The sequence below is a fragment of the Neobacillus cucumis genome (assembly GCF_023715505.1).
In genome coordinates this window covers 71478-86763 of record NZ_JAMBOH010000010.1, presented here as the reverse complement: position 1 = coordinate 86763, position 15286 = coordinate 71478, and the positions used below count along the sequence as shown (strand labels likewise).

12 protein-coding genes are annotated in these 15286 nt (G+C 41.6%); 2 read left to right on the top strand and 10 right to left on the bottom strand.

Annotation, left to right across the window (positions count from 1 at the left end; all coding sequences use genetic code 11):
- Positions 1–42 precede the first annotated feature (42 nt).
- The 7 genes from M3226_RS15960 to M3226_RS15930 form a co-directional block, all read right to left on the bottom strand.
- The gene (locus tag M3226_RS15960) at positions 43–1047 is read right to left on the bottom strand and encodes a DUF418 domain-containing protein (RefSeq protein WP_251566757.1); all 1005 of its coding nucleotides are present in this window, start codon (positions 1045–1047) and stop codon (positions 43–45) included.
- A gap of 349 nt (positions 1048–1396) precedes the next feature.
- Positions 1397–2758 carry an arsenic transporter gene (locus M3226_RS15955; protein WP_251566755.1) on the bottom strand — a complete coding sequence of 454 codons (1362 nt, stop codon included), beginning with the start codon at positions 2756–2758 and terminating at the stop codon, positions 1397–1399.
- A 284-nt stretch (positions 2759–3042) separates the two neighbouring features.
- Entirely contained in the window at positions 3043–4557 is a 1515-nt protein-coding gene (locus M3226_RS15950; RefSeq protein ID WP_251566753.1) for an acetyl-CoA hydrolase/transferase family protein, read from the bottom strand.
- A 293-nt stretch (positions 4558–4850) separates the two neighbouring features.
- The gene (locus M3226_RS15945; RefSeq protein ID WP_098531147.1) at positions 4851–5495 is read right to left on the bottom strand and encodes a LytTR family DNA-binding domain-containing protein; all 645 of its coding nucleotides are present in this window, start codon (positions 5493–5495) and stop codon (positions 4851–4853) included.
- 66 nt (positions 5496–5561) lie between these two features.
- Complete coding sequence (locus tag M3226_RS15940; RefSeq protein ID WP_251566751.1) at positions 5562–6164, bottom strand: class I SAM-dependent methyltransferase; 603 nt, start codon at positions 6162–6164, stop codon at positions 5562–5564.
- A gap of 94 nt (positions 6165–6258) precedes the next feature.
- On the bottom strand, positions 6259–7701 hold the full coding sequence (gene nagE / locus M3226_RS15935) for an N-acetylglucosamine-specific PTS transporter subunit IIBC (RefSeq protein ID WP_251566749.1): 1443 nt from the start codon (positions 7699–7701) through the stop codon (positions 6259–6261).
- 261 nt (positions 7702–7962) lie between these two features.
- Positions 7963–8868, bottom strand: coding sequence for a Gfo/Idh/MocA family protein (locus tag M3226_RS15930; RefSeq protein WP_251566747.1), 906 nt, complete (start codon positions 8866–8868; stop codon positions 7963–7965).
- A gap of 169 nt (positions 8869–9037) precedes the next feature.
- Between M3226_RS15930 and M3226_RS15925 the strand changes: the two genes are divergently transcribed.
- Together M3226_RS15925 and M3226_RS15920 are read left to right on the top strand one after the other, a co-directional pair.
- The gene (locus M3226_RS15925; protein WP_251566746.1) at positions 9038–10036 is read left to right on the top strand and encodes a glycosyltransferase family 2 protein; all 999 of its coding nucleotides are present in this window, start codon (positions 9038–9040) and stop codon (positions 10034–10036) included.
- Positions 10033–12153 (top strand): glycosyltransferase family 39 protein, encoded by a 2121-nt coding sequence (locus M3226_RS15920; RefSeq protein WP_251566744.1) that lies wholly within the window; start codon positions 10033–10035, stop codon positions 12151–12153. Before M3226_RS15925 ends, M3226_RS15920 begins: the two co-directional genes overlap by 4 nt.
- Positions 12154–12213: 60 nt before the next feature.
- Here M3226_RS15920 and M3226_RS15915 read toward each other — a convergent pair whose 3' ends face one another.
- The 3 genes from M3226_RS15915 to M3226_RS15905 all read right to left on the bottom strand — a co-directional run bounded on the left by M3226_RS15915 (position 12214) and on the right by M3226_RS15905 (position 15172).
- Entirely contained in the window at positions 12214–12963 is a 750-nt protein-coding gene (locus tag M3226_RS15915) for a sulfite exporter TauE/SafE family protein (protein ID WP_251566743.1), read from the bottom strand.
- Between the two features lie 137 nt (positions 12964–13100).
- A complete protein-coding gene (locus tag M3226_RS15910; RefSeq protein WP_251566741.1) occupies positions 13101–13862 on the bottom strand; it encodes a TerC family protein in 762 nt (253 codons plus the stop codon).
- Positions 13863–14059: 197 nt separating this feature from the next.
- Positions 14060–15172 (bottom strand): tubulin-like doman-containing protein, encoded by a 1113-nt coding sequence (locus tag M3226_RS15905; protein WP_251566739.1) that lies wholly within the window; start codon positions 15170–15172, stop codon positions 14060–14062.
- Between the last annotated feature and the right edge of the window lie 114 nt (positions 15173–15286).

The following is a 15286-nucleotide window of genomic DNA, read 5'->3' as shown; positions in this document are numbered from 1 at the left end:
TTTTAGTATAACTGCCTCCAGGGCGGAAAGGCTTAGGCTCGGCTAGGAGCTTTTTCGCATTGGGGGTAACTCCTGATAGGTCAAGGCTCTCCATACCCATTCCATTGGACCGAACTTGAAATAACGAAGCCATAGCGTACTATAGATTAATTGAATGACATAAATAGCTAAGCATATATAGAGTGTTTGAAGATAGTTAATATGATTTTGCAGCTGCAGGATTTTTCCAGCCAGTAAGATTAAGGTTGTTTGCATTAAATAATTAGTAAATGCCATTCGGCCATAGCTTTTTAAAGGAGCTAATAGTTGACGGAAAAAAGGTACTTGTATCAGCATTACGATGCATCCGGCATAAAAGGCGGAAATCACAGGGCCAATCGTAACACCTATGTTCAGAAACTGCTGTGTTTGGATGGAATTAGCGACTTGCGCAGGACTCGGTGCGGTTTGATATTGAAAGGTCAGTCCCGCTAGACTTAGGACTAACATTATCACCGTAAAAACAGCTGTTTCCTTTATGCAATGCCGGATTCTCTGAAACAGATGATATTGGCCCGCGGCAATCCCCAACAACATCAATGGAATAACCATAAAGATTTTTGCAGCAAAAAGTCCTAATACTACTAGCATGATGATGCCAAAGATAAAATTGACGTTTCTGTTCACTTTGTAAAATGGCAGGAGGATCAGACCTGAGATGGCATAGATTGTTAATGCTTCTCCCGGATGGAACTGCACATGTACCCATCCAAATATGAATAACACGATCAGTCTCCGTACAAACAACACTTGTCCTTTCTTCCCTTTTGTATTGGCACGGTCGATGAAAAGAAATAAGCCAACACCAAACAGGAAGGTGAAAATCGTATAAAAACGGCCTTCAATAAATAAATACAAAAACCGCCAATAAGCAGCATCCGCAGAATTTGCTGCCGGGGGATTGGCAGCCAATAATGGCCCAATATTAACCAAAATAATTCCCAGCAAAGCAAACCCGCGCAGATAATCCAACACATCGATCCGCTCATTGTCCCCTATTGCACTCATAGTAATCTCCTAATCAGTTTCTTTTACCATGTCACCAGTTTACCATGTTTTCTTAATGTTAATGGTGCCTGTCACCAATAGTGAGCTTTATATTTTTTTTATGGTGATGAACATAGTTATACTCAGATTCATATTTTATTTATATACCGATCTTTTACCGAAATGAAGAAAACCGTGGTCACTTACAACCACGGCTTAATAAGTGTGCAAATACGAGCGTGTTAATCCATCCTTTGTCGGCCAAACAAGTTTGGATTATTTTTTTGGCTTCTTTTTCTTACTAAGTGAATCACCTTTCCTTTTCCCTTCTTATAGACTGATAACCTCTTTGATGCATTCCATCTCTAACTTACTGAAGTGCTCCCCCAAACAAACTGGAGACCCAATAATACAAGACAACTAACGTAAACAAGGTTGCAGGTGGTATAACAACTACTGTAACTTTTACGTATTCCCACCAAGAAAACTTGACCTTTCCCTTCCTTATAATATGCATCCACATCAGCGTGGCGAGGGTTCCCATTGGCAACAGTAATGAACCCATATCACTTCCAATAACGTTAGCCAAATAAGCTACTTTTAAGGTAAGCATGTCTAGCCCCATATGTGTTAACGTGAGCGTTCCAACCATCAGGGCCGGATGATTGTTAAAGATATTAGATAGAACGGATAGCAGGGTCCCCATCATCACACTTGCATGCAATAAACTTCCGGAAACCATCGGGCGCATGAATCCGATTAACCAGTCCGTTAGACCAATATTGTTGAGGCCATATATGATGACGTACATACTAAACGCGAAAACGAGAATATACCAAGGCGTTTTTTTAATCATATCCACCGGTGGAATTTTTAGGTAGACCCATCTCCAGCCAAGCAGGACAAGCGAACCAATCACAGCCATGATGGAAACAGGAATTCCAATGTAAGAGGCGACAAACAGGCTTATCCTCACAGCAAATACAAATAGGAGCACATTCCGCATAAACTTGGACCGCTCTTTTCCAGAAGAATATTTTGGCCCCGGCTTAAGTGGATGGTAAGATGTGAGTGTTAATCCGCTTACCTTGGTAGGAACAGTTTTCGGTAAGACTTTTTTAAATCGAAGGTACAGCAGAAAAACTAAGAACAGAAGCCCGAGTGTTGCTGGTACAAACATCATCGCTGTGTGCAAATACAAACTCATATGCACGATTTTAAGTGCGATCAGGTTCACAATATTACTCACACCAATCGGAGCACTCGATGCTGTCGCTACCAGCCCGCCTGATAATAAATACGGAATCTTTTGATGGTTCTTTAACCCCATATTATTTAGCAGCATCACCAAAATTGGCGTAGTGATTAAGATACTTCCATCATTATTAAAAAACAGTGTCATTAGGAAGCACAAGAGATTCACATACCAAAATAACCGAATCCCGGACCCTCGAGCCTTTTCAGCCAGCTTCTCGGCAACCCAGTTAAAGAATCCAAAGCTTTCTAACACGATCGCCATGACAATTGTCGCAATAATCGTTATGGCAGCACCGCTTATAGTCTCGGTAATCACTCCAAGGTCAGACAGCGACACACTGCCGCTTAATAATACAAATATCGCCCCAATTGTTGCTGGAATTGCTTCATTAACCCCTTTTGGCCTCCAAAGAATAAAAATTAACGTAACCACAAAAGATAGGATCGTCATCCATACCATTGGTTGTAATAACATGTCTATCCCCTTTCATTCTAGTTAGTGATTCATGATGTTTCATAAGACGGACCTGCCTCCTCCCTCAGGTTTGTCAGCACTTGTCCCTCCCTTCCATTTATCTCTCTGTATGACTGTACTTCATGATATGTAACCCAAATTAGACAGGCTCTAGGTTTGTACCCTTTTCTAGGATAAATCCACGTAAATCTAGATAATAAAAAGGTGACAGGCACCACGGATGGACATTTGTCCATCTGTGGTGCCTGTCACCCATACTACTCTTAGCACTGTTTGCACTTATATTATACGGTTTGTCCAACCGGTAATTTCATCGTTCCATTCGCGGAGAAGTTTATGTGCCAGGATAATGCTTTTTCTAAAACATGAGGAGTTTGTCCGCCTCTCATTCGTGCTTCTTGATAATATTCGCGCAGCTGTTCGCGATACAACGGATGAGCACAACGCTCAATTATTAACTCCGCTCTCTCCCTTGGTGCCAATCCACGCAGATCTGCATATCCCTGCTCTGTCACAATGACGTCCACGTCATGTTCGGTATGATCAACATGGGACACAAACGGGACAATACTTGAAATCCTTCCACCCTTTGCTATCGACTTTGTTACAAAAATAGCTAAACGGGCATTACGTGCGAAATCCCCTGAGCCGCCAATCCCATTCATCATCTTAGTTCCTAGAACATGGGTAGAGTTCACATTCCCATAGATGTCCAATTCTAAAGCTGTGTTAATCGAAATTAACCCTAGACGGCGAATGATTTCTGGATGATTTGATATCTCCTGCGGCCTCATGATTAACCGGTCACGATACTTTTCAAAGTTCCCGTAAACCTCCTTCATTTTTCCGTCAGAAAGGGTAATGGAACAGCATGAAGCAAATTTCACCTTACCGGCATCAAGTAAGTCAAATACAGCATCCTGCAATACCTCTGAATAGACTTCTAAGTCAATAAACTCCGAATCTAGCATGCCGTGCAGGACAGCATTAGCCACCGAACCAATCCCGGATTGCAATGGAGCAAGCCGTTTCGTCAATCTTCCTGTCCTCACTTCCGTCCGCAAAAACTCAATCAAATGGTTCGCCATAACGACAGTCTCATCATCAGGCGGTACAATCGTCGATGGAGAATCTAGCTGATTTGTAAAAACAATCCCTTTCACCTTTTCCATATCCACCGGGATGCCGATGGTTCCGATTCGATCGTCGACCTTTGTTAAAGGGATCGGACCGCGCTCCCCCTGCTTTCCGGGATCGTATAAATCATGGAGGCCTTCAAGATTGACTTGATGGGCCAAATTGATTTCTATAATGATAGATTTAGCATTTAATGCAAATGAGAGGGAGTTCCCTACTGAAGTGGTTGGTATCACCATTCCCTCCCCCGTCACAGAGAACGCTTCCAAAATAGCAAAATCGACAGGCTCCATTACACCCGCTCTTACTAATTCCGCCGTATGTGATAGGTGCTGGTCTACAAACATCATTTCCCCATTATTAATTTTATTCCGCATGGTCGGATCAGCCTGAAAGGGAAGTCTTTTTCCAAGAATCCCGGCCTCTGCAAACAACTTATCAACATCAGAACCCAAGGACGCACCCGTATACACATTTACCTTAAATGTCTCCTTTTCAGCACGTTTGACCAAAGCAAATGGTACCGCTTTCACATCCCCAGCACGTGTAAACCCGCTTAACCCCAAAGTCATCCCGTCTTGTATCCATGAAGCCGCCTCTTCTGGTGTTACGATACGATTTAACAAACGCTGATCACGAATCCGCTCTACATAATTTTCCATGCTATCTCCACTCCCTTAAGTGAATTTTGAGATAATTGTAACCGATATAGGTTATCAAATAGAGATTTCCAGGATAAATTACGGAAAATTCAGATAAACCAGCATTATTACGTTCTCAAACAGTATTTACTAAGAAAAGCGCAAGCGCCTTGATCAGCCCCGACAAGCATAAGACCAGCTGGCCGAAAGGTTGCTTTTTAACCTTTTGGACGGATTGGCTTATGACCTCGAGGGGCTAGGCGCTGGAGCTAGACAATTCTCAAAGTCACAAACTTCTATTCTTTCTTATCTAATTAAAAACCTAGCAATCTTCGAAAATAACTTGAATATGATTGACTCACAGGGACTTTGTCGCCGTTATCCATCGACAAGATGAAGGTAGAGTGAGTGTCAGGAAAGATCGCTTTAATATGATTTACATTTACGATAAACGAGCGATGACAACGGATAAAATAATCCTTTGGCAGATGGAACTCAAATTCCTGTAAAGAGTACTTATGTGTACCGCTAAGTTCCATAGTGGTAACATACGTTTTTTTATCCTTGGCTTCGATATAGATCACTTGAGAAAAAGGAACCGGTATCCAGCCATCCTCTGTTTTGATCGTCACGACCAGCTTTCCGCTCGTTAAAGCAGGATAAATTGCGGTCACACAACCTTCCAGCCTGCCTTCATGAAAGAAAGGAACCGCCATTCCGTGATAAGGGACGCCAAATAGGTCCCGATTTATAAACTCGGAAATCTTTTGTTTTGAATGGATCGCCTTATAGGCTATCGTCCCCTCCTTCAAAGGATCCCCCGCCCTGATCTTTAAATCAACCCGCTTACTCGGCCGGAAATAAATATATTCCCGAGTATTAGAAACCGCAATCGAAATCTCCTCCGAAAACAACTCACTAATCACATCTAAAAGAGAAACAACCGTAATACTTTCCATACACTATAACTCCCTTGGAGAGATTGTAAATGGTGACAGGCACCATTTCTACTATTTTACACTTATCTACAGCGCTAGCCGATATATTAAAAACCGTTCATTCTGATTATGCTCGTAAACATACGGTAAGATTACTTCCTTCTGTAACTCAAAAGCAGTATCCTGTTCTAGGAAGTAAATATAATCCTCAGACGGATAATATAAAACCAGTTTTATTTCCCTTGGGTTCCCCTCCAAAGAGCGCAGGATATTATTAACTACTCTTCGAAACACTTGAATCGAAAACGGATTAAAAAAATAAAAACGATTATCAAAGCTGCTGATTTCATACTCTTCTGCCAGGCAGCAAACAAATTGAATTTTGTCCTTCCCAGTCTTTTTCACATAACGCTTCTGATTTTGCAGTGCCTCATCGTAAAGGTCTTCATTCATTTCAACACCAACAACTCTAACATCATAGAAAAAATGAAGATAAAAATTGAGCCGTCCCTTACCAGACCCAAAGTCCACAATATGGTCGTCATGACGAATCCCATAATGGCGAAACAGTTCCTCTAGTGCACTGTACGGTGTGGGCTCGTAACGATGATAATGCATGGACTTATTAAATCCCTGCTGGTCGCCGCGGGTTTTAATATTAAGTAATTTATCATAGTAATATTCTTTCATAGGTGACTCCTAAGTTCTCTATTTCCATTTATTTTAACAAAGAAGACCTAAAAAAACCGCTTAGATACAAAATCAATCTAAGCGGCACTCTTTATTAGTTCTCTTTCCTTAGCTTATGAACCTCATCGGCGACAAATTGAACATTCGTACCGATAATAACTTGGATACTTTGCGGACCAACGATGTTAATTCCCGGTACCCCGGCCGATTTGATTTTCTTCTGGTCGACCTTACTCATATCCTTCACTTCTAATCTTAAGCGGGTCACACAGTTATCCACTGAAACGACGTTCTCATCACCGCCCAATCCTTCATAAATGATCGCTGCCATTGAAGCAAACTTACTTTCGCCTGCGGTCTCTTCCACAGCCTCATCTTCGTCATCTTCGCGGCCAGGAGTCATTAAATTAAATTTAACAATAATATAACGGAATAAGAAGTAATAAATAACCGCAAAAACTAAGCCTTGAACGATTAACATATATGGCTTATTAGCAATTGGGATTTTAAAACTTAGCACATAGTCGATAAGTCCGGCACTAAACCCAAACCCAGCTGTCCAATGGAACGCTGCTGCAATTGCCAATGACAGACCTGTTAGGATAGCATGCACAAGATAAAGCATAGGAGCTAAGAACATGAATGCAAACTCAATCGGCTCCGTCACACCTGTAAAAAAGGCGGCAAAGCCGGCGGCTAACATTAATGACGCGACTTGCTTTCTCTTCTTCGTTTTAGCCGTATGAACCATAGCTAAAGCGGCTGCAGGCAGCCCGAACATCATGATTGGGAAGAATCCGGCTTGGTACATACCAGTTACGCCCTTTTCCCCCTTGCTCGCCCAGAAGTTTCCAATATCATTAATGTTGGCCACATCAAACCAGAATACGGAGTTTAAGGCATGGTGTAATCCGGTCGGTATTAAAAGTCGGTTAAAGAAGCCATAAAGACCAGCACCAACAGCACCTAAATCACTAATTGCTTTACCAAATGTAATCAATGCAGTATAAATCGGCGGCCATACAAAGAATAACACTGCGGAAACAACCAGCATTGAAATAGCTGTCATAATCGGGACCAACCGTTTACCGCTGAAAAATGCGAATGCATCCGGTAATTTTACATGACTATAACGATTGTACATCATGGAAGCCACAATACCGGAGATAATCCCAACAAAAGCATTTTTGACTTTATCAAATGATGGATCAACTTTAGTTGGATCAACCCCTTCTAATAGTGCCACTGTACCTGTTGAAAGCAAAGTGGTTACAACCAAGAAGGCAACCAGACCGCTCAGTGCGGCAGAACCATCCTTCTCTTTTGACATCCCTAAGGCAACACCGACAGCAAATAGAATCGGAATATTATCGATAATCGAACTGCCAGCTTTAATTAAGAAAGCAGCAAGCGGACTGTCTGCACCCCAGCCGGTCGGGTCAATCCAATATCCGATACCCATTAATATCGCTGCTGCCGGCAGGACCGCAACCGGTAACATCAACGAACTTCCTAATCTTTGCAGATATTTCCTCATTTGCTGAACCCCCTATTTATGTTTTTTCTTTAACGCTGCAGCTATCTTGAAAAAAACAGACAACGAATAAATAATGACTATCAAACTAGAAAGATAGCGGCTGTGTTCTAATCACCACCTCCTTAAAGACCGTGTCCATTAATAGTTTACTGTCTGGTCCTAACTACTATTACTGATATTGGGACGAATGACAAAATAAAAAGGCATAGAGGTTAAATAAAAGATCCTAAGCCGACCTTTCATTTCACCTCCATGCCTGAACTAACTTCTTAGCTTGGAAAGAATTTTTCCACAGATTTCATGAGTTTCCAGTGCATCTGAAGCAGATATGCTTGGCTTTGTGTTCGTCGTAACAGCATTGACAAAATCCGTGACCATCTCCTCGAAACCACGTTTTTTTAGGGTAGATTCCCAGTCACTGCCCCGTACCTCAGTTGTTTCCATCCCCTTTGAAACAACTAATTTTGAAACATTATAAACGCTGCGTTTCTCTAAAGGCCCCATGACCTCCGCGATTTCTTCATTTGTCCCATTTTCCCGGTTCATAATTCCAAGCGCCGTTGCGCCACTTGAAATAAACTGAACAACAACATGGTATAGAATATCCTCAACAATTTTTCCATTGACAATTACTTCTTCGATTGGGGCCGGGAATAGATATCTCAAGGTATCTACCACATGGATGAAATCATCATAAATGAATGTCCTTGGTTCACCAGGCAATGAGTTCCGATGTTTCTGGACTATGACCATATTTGAGTCAGCGACTTCCTTTAGCCGTTGGTATGCAGGGGCGTATCTTCGATTAAAGCCTGTCATTAAGATTAGCCCCTTCCGCTCGGCAAGTTCGACGAGTCTTTTTGCCCCATCATAATGGTCGGTAATCGGCTTATCGACAAACACATGGATATCGTGCGCGAGCAGTTGTTCGACAATCTCTTCATGGGAGGCTGTCGACGAATGGACAAACGCCCCTTTAATCCCATTGCTAAGCAAGGATTCTAATGTAGAGTGGAGGTGCTCGAACCGATATTGGCTGCCAACGGACTTTAGCTTTTCCTGGTTTCGTGTAAAAAAGTGAAATTCTTGATCCTTTAAGCTGCTATAGACTGGCAGATACGCCTTTTGCGCAATATCCCCGAGCCCAATAACTCCGAATTTAACCACTATATCCCTCTCCTAAAAGTTCATTTGTATCCTTAAGTATATCAATTACCTAGTAAAAGAAATCAATTTCCCCTGGTACTTTAAGAAATAATTAAGTTTGAACCATTAAAGTAAAGGCAGATACCACGTAATACTTTCTCATCATTTCTTTGAAAGGAGAATTAAAACGGTGAAAAATATAAAATACTCGATTATTGTGCCTGTTTTTAATGAAGAAGAAGTAATCCAGCAAACCTATCAGCGGCTGATTACTGTGATGGACTCCGCGGATGCCCCCTATGAATTGCTCTTTATCAACGATGGCAGCAAAGACAGAACGGAAGAAATACTGATTGAAATTGGGATAACCGATGCAAGAGTCAAGCTCATTAACTTTTCGCGGAATTTTGGACATCAAGTAGCGATTTCAGCCGGGATGGATTATGCACAAGGAGAGGCAGTCATTATTATTGATGCCGATTTGCAGGACCCGCCAGAACTGATACTAGACATGATTGAAAAATGGATGGAAGGCTATGACGTCGTCTATGCCAAGCGCCTGTCACGGAAAGGCGAAAGCTTTTTCAAAAAGAAATCTGCCTCTCTTTTCTATCGGACACTCCGCTCGATGACGGATATTGATATACCGCTTGATACCGGGGACTTCCGCTTAATGGACCGGAAAGTCGTCCAGCAAATGAATGGCCTCCGTGAAAAAAATCGATTTGTTCGGGGAATGGCGAGCTGGGTGGGCTTCCGTCAGACCGCAATCGAATATGAACGCGATGAGCGGGCCGCAGGCGAAACCAAGTATCCTTTAAAAAGAATGTTGAAACTGTCCATGGACGGGATTACATCGTTTTCCTATAAACCTCTGAAATTGGCAACTTATGCGGGCGGATTGCTCGCGATTACAGGTTTGATTTATATGCTTTACGTGTTCTATTTAAAAATTTTTACCGAAGCAACAGTCCCCGGATGGTCTTCTCTCATCATCATTCAGTTGTTCTTCAGTTCGTTTGTTCTTATTTTGTTAGGAGTTATGGGGGAATATATCGGGCGGATATATGATGAAACCAAGAATCGGCCATTATATATTGTCCGTGACCAATACGGGATGGATGAAATTAAAAGCATAAGACAAGAACCGATTACTTTAAAAAATAACAGTTGGAAGGTAACCAAATGAAAACAATAAAGAAAAGAGTTGATTATCTCCTAGTCGGGATTCTCGTATTATCGGCAGGTTTAAATTTTTATAATCTGAACAATGCCGGGTCAAACACCTACTATACGGCAGCAGTCAAAAGTATGATGCAGAATTTCCATGCTTTTTTCTATGCGTCGTTTGATCCTGTAGGTTTCATCACTGTTGATAAGCCGCCTGTGGCACTGTGGGTTCAAACCTTAAGTGCCAAAATCTTTGGACTTAGTGATTTTAGCGTATTACTGCCGGAAGCACTGGCCGGGGTATTCTCGGTTTACCTTATGTATATCCTTGTAAAACCAAAATTCGGGCGCGCAGCGTCCTTACTATCCAGTTTAGTTCTTGCGTGTTCACCCATCTTTGTTGCCGTTGTAAGAACTAACAATGTGGACAGTATTTTGATTGTGACCCTTTTAATTGCCACTTGGGCATTAATGAAAGCTGTAGACAGGAAAAAGCTAGGCTTGTTAATTCTAAGTGTTTTCTTAATCGGCGTCGGCTTTAATATTAAAATGCTTCAAGCCTATATGGTCGTCCCAGCCATTTACTTGTTTTATTGGATAGCTGTTAAATTAAACTGGAAGAAGAGATTGCTGCATTTAGCAGCGGCAATGGTAGTGTTGGCGGGCGTTTCTTTATCTTGGGCTTTAGTGGTTGATTCTGTTCCAGCCAGTGAGCGTCCATATATCGGAAGTAGTCAGACCAATTCCGTCTTGGAACTAGCATTTGGCTATAACGGGATCCAACGTTTGTTGGGACAGGATAATGGGACGTCTACTGGGGTTCAAAAGCAGGATAATAGCTCATCAACCAATACTAGTAAAGAGCAGACTGGGCAAAATCAATCAGGAACAGCTGCTATCCAAGCCCAGGGGACAACGGGGGCTGGCACTCCGCCAAACTTTCAAGATGGAGGCATGGACGGAAAAGGCGGAGGAACAAGTGGAATGTTTGGTACGGGTAGTACCGGTCCATTAAGACTTTTCTCAACTGAGCTTTCCGGGCAAATAAGCTGGTTGTTACCATTTATCCTGTTTGCCGTAATTGGTTTAGTTGGGGAATACCTGAAATCAAAGCAATTTGATATCCGCCTTAAATTTGCAGCCTTTTGGCTGGCATGGTTGATTCCAATGATGGTTTTCTTCAGCATCGCCGAGTTCTTCCATCAATATTATTTAAGTATGATGGGACCTGCCATAGCTGCATTAGTTGGAATTGGCTGGACGATACTCTGGAACTTTTTCACAAACAAAGAGGGATGGAAGTCTCGGCTTCTACCTTCAGGGATCCTGGTTACTTTCCTATTTGAATCGTTAATTCTTAACCAAAACTCCCAATCAAAAATCTTGGTAATCGGGACTGTTCTTGTTGGGGCTGTGCTCTTTGTCCTGATGGTTCTGCGGATGAAAAAAGAAGCCATTTCCCCTGCTCTGCCAATGGCGGCTCTGCTGGCTCTATTGATTTTGCCGCTATACTGGACGGGGATTACGATTAATAAAACAAATAATGCAAGCACGCCGATTGCAGGACCAGGTTCAGGTATCAGCGGTATGAGAGGCGGCCAATTTGCCGGAAAAATGGGCGGTAATTTTGTACCTGGATCCACCGAAAAACAAGATGGCTCGAATATGACACCACCCACTAGTCAGCAGGCTGGTAGTATCCCAGCAAGTGCACCAGCGAATATTGATGATAAAGGAATGGACACTAAAACCCAATTAAACACAGGCTTGCTTTCTTATTTAGAAAAAAATTACGACGGTGAAAAATATTTCTTAGCTACCGACAGCACACAATCAGCAGCACCATATATTCTTAATACCGATTATGCTGTTATGGCAATGGGAGGTTTTTCAGGAAGCGATCCTGCTTTAACTCCTGCAAAGTTAGAAGAAATGGCCAAATCCGGTTATGTTAAGTATTTCTTAATCTCTGGACGCGGCGGAAGGGGCCTTGAACAAAGTCAATCGGTAACACAGTGGATTAAAGACAATTGTGTGGAGGTTCCGAGCAGCAAATGGCAATCGGATTCTAGCTCACAAGGTCAAACATCATTTGGACCTGGCGGCGGAGATACGTTGTATGTTTATAAAGGATAAAATTTAACATAAAAAGACTAAGGTACTTAAAGCGCCTTAGTCTTTCTACTATTAAACCTTTTAAAATATTAATCTGATTGCGGATAAAGCAGTAACTATTAAAATAATAATACGAAATGGCTTTTCATTAATCCTCTTTATTAAAAACGCACCTATAATGGCACCCACAGCAATCGCCGGAATCATCATCAGGCTAAACAACAGCGTTTTTAAATGTATATTATGCCAGACCAAAGCCTGCATAGGTACCTTCGAAATATTAACAATGAAGAAAAACCAAGCGGTTGTGCCTAAAAATTTATCTTTCTTGAAGCCTTTTGCTAATAAAAAAACACTAAAGATGGGTCCTGCAGCATTGCCAATCATCGAGGCAAAACCACTAAGGATTCCGGTTAGGGCATAAAACCATTTACCCTTGGGAACCTTAGCACCCTCTCCTTTTTTCTCCGTATAGACTAAAATAATTAAACATAAAATAACACAAATAGAGATAATCATTTTAAATTGTGCGTCGTTGGTATACTCACCCACGACCAATCCTAATAATAGGCCAGCAGCTACCCATGGCAATAAAGCCTTTATGTCCTTCCAGTCAGCATGGCGATTATAATAATAAATCGCAAAAAGATCCCCAATAATTAATAACGGCAAGATCATTCCAGTGGACTCTTTTCCACCGAAGATTAAAGCAATGATTGGAATTACCGGCATGGAAAAAGCGCTGATTCCCGTTTTTGAAAAACCGATTAAAACAGCGGCGACTATTAACCATATCCACTCTGAAAGGTTTAAATGAAATAAACTTAACATTTTAATATCCCCTATTTATCTAGCAAGTCCTGAAATACCTGTGCATAAAAAAAGCAGAAGAACCTATACTTTATTCTTCTGCTTATATTTCCATATTGAGTTTTACTTCCTATAATGTCAATACCAACCAAGTTCTTTTAATGTGAATATTTTTCAGTCCTGTTCTTGCGAATACCATGCACGATAAAGGTAATAACAAAGGCTACCACCAATACAACGATAAAGATTTCATTAGGAATTTCGATATCGACGAGGGTAAGTCCCATTTTAACCGCAATAAACAAAATTAAGAAATATGCAGTCGTCTCAAGCTCTGGAACCCTGTTCATTAAACTGATAAAAAAGGTCGCCACACCCCGCATTAAGAGAATCCCAATCATTCCGCCAAGTAAGACAACCCAAACTTCATCGGAAACCGCTAGTGCAGTAAGGATACTATCAACTGAAAAGGCCAAATCCATTAGTTCGACACTAATAACCGTTGCCCAGAATACACCAAACGTTTGGGTCAACCAGCCCTTCGGTTTACGTTCCTCTTCCTCATCTCCATCTTCTTTAGGTTTTAGCTTGTCCATAAAGAACTTGACAGCCAGCCAGAGTAAATAGAGCGCACCAATTAGTTTAATAAACCATAGTTTAATTAAAAATGTTCCTAGTCCGATAAAAATAAACCGGAATATATAAGCCCCCCAAAGTCCATAAATCAGGGCCTTTTTTTGCTGCTGCTTTGGCAAAGGTTTTACAAAGGCTGATAAAACCAAGGCATTATCAGCAGACAAGATACATTCCAGTACCGCTAAAGATAAAATTAATCCCCACGCCTTTGGTGAGGACAACACATCTGCCCACATCTGCCAATCCAGCATAGAGGCAAAGTTTGAAACCACTTCTTCCCACATCGTTCATTTCTCCTTTATTAAAAAAAGACATTTTGTCTATTATTTAATTTTAACGTAAAAACGGCAGCAGCTACTAGTTTTTCGCTTAATACCTGCGTGTCACCATTTAAATAAAGTCTTCCCAAATTGAGGAACTATTACCCAATAAAAGACAGCGAAAAAAAGGCCAACCCCCTAACGGAAGGCTGACCTATCGGTTATTTTTGATATTTAGTTAATTTAGATGTAACGTTACCCTCTTTTCTCTCCTGCGGCCGCACTTTTAAGTTAGAGGCCCAGGAAATTTGCGACTCATAATGTTGGGAATGCTCCTTATTGACAAGGTGCTGGAGGCGGTCTTTATTTTTTTCAAGAAGGTCTTCAAGTGCCTTTAACCGCCGGGCCGGAAAGGAAAGTCCCGCTAATACAGTCGTAATCGTCGGGTCTGATTCAGAAATATACGTTCCTTCGAATAATTCAAGCGGTTCTCCAACCCTTTCAAAAATGGATGGAACATTTATTAGTTTTGCTATACTTTCCGGTCCTTCATAGATTAATCCCGCTCTGATAACCCCAGTTGACTCAACAGGGCAGAATATGGAGTTTATCCACGATTGCTGGATTTTACTGGAGACATCCGCGGTTGTTCTTGCATCCGTGACGGTGGTTGACGAGATAATCGTAACTCCTCTTGTACTTAGTATATTCATTAAATCGGTTTCATCAAAATTTCCAAATAAGGAACTCTTCTTCGTTATTTGCAGCACATTATTAATGGCATCCATGACTTGATGATTGGATGAAAGGTAGATCTGATGTTTACTTGATTGAGGATTAGTCTTCCGTAATTGATCATTATCAACAAGGAATACAGAAGACAGAGCCTCGATTCTCGAAATCTCCTCGATACAGGCTGCTGCATTGATTCGATTTCCCGCCAGCACGTTACGGTCTGGGACCACCGCGATTGCACCAATGTTAATGCCCGGCAGCTGATCCAGTAATATATCTATTAGGAGCGGACTCATTCCTGACCCTGTCCCGCCATCTGTAGAGAAGGCCACCAATAACAGTTTAATATTCTTAAAAGACCGTTTGACAAAGTCAATTAACTCTCGATAATTTTCTTTCACTGCCTTTAACCCAATCGACCTATTCTGACCGGCTCCGCTGTAGCCTGGGACGAAGTACTTCTTTTCAACCCTTGTATTAGCTGCACCATCACGTTGATTTGTATTTATTAGTGCGGCCTGAAAGCCCATCGATACTGCAATTTCTGCAATATTTCCGCCGGCCTGACCGACACCTAATATCCCAATTGATTTCGCCATTTTCTATATCCCCTCCCTTTCTTTTAAAATAATACTCATATTTTAGAAATTTAGACTTTACCAATATAAAAACAGGGAAAATAGTTAAGGCATAAGAAAAGCGCAAGGCGCCCG